Source organism: Nocardioides sp. CPCC 206348, assembly GCF_048654705.1.
GTDB lineage: Bacteria > Actinomycetota > Actinomycetes > Propionibacteriales > Nocardioidaceae > Nocardioides.
Map to the genome: position 1 here is coordinate 7941 of NZ_JBMCZA010000159.1, position 672 is coordinate 8612.

Here is a 672-nt window from a genome sequence, read left to right on the forward strand (position 1 = left end):
CGCGGGCACCGAAGCCTTGCTGGACAAGGGCCCGGAGCTCGCCGACCTCCAGGAGCGTCTCTTCGCCGACGGGAAGTCGGGCGGCCACCGCAACGTCCTGCTGGTGCTCCAGGGCATGGACACGTCCGGCAAGGGCGGCACGCTGCGTTCGACCGTCGGTCTGGTCGACCCGCAGGGGGTACGGATCACCTCCTTCAAGGCGCCCACCGACGAGGAGCGTGCCCACGACTTCCTGTGGCGGATCACCAACGCACTCCCGTCCGTGGGCGTGATCGGGGTCTTCGACCGTTCTCACTACGAGGACGTGCTGATCGCCCGCGTGCGTTCGTTCGCCGAGCCCGACGAGATCGAGCGCCGCTACGACGCCATCAACGCCTGGGAGGCGGATCTCGTCGCCAAGGGCACGCTGATCATCAAGTGCATGCTGCACATCTCCGCCGACGAGCAGAAGAAGCGCCTGCTGGCCCGCCTCGACGACCCGACCAAGCACTGGAAGTTCAATCCCGGCGACATCGACGAGCGTGAGCTCTGGCCGGCGTACCAGGAGGCCTACGAGATCGCGATCGAGCGGACGAACACCGACGTCGCGCCGTGGCACGTGATCCCGGCCGACAAGAAGTGGTACCGCAACCTGGCCATCGGCACCCTCCTCCACGACGCCCTGTCGTCGCT

The 672-nt window shown here is 67.4% G+C and carries 1 protein-coding gene; it reads left to right on the forward strand.

What is annotated here, in order from left to right:
- Positions 1 to 672 (forward strand): PPK2 family polyphosphate kinase (locus ACOADB_RS11555; protein ID WP_378598385.1); only part of this gene is annotated, 672 nt, incomplete at both ends.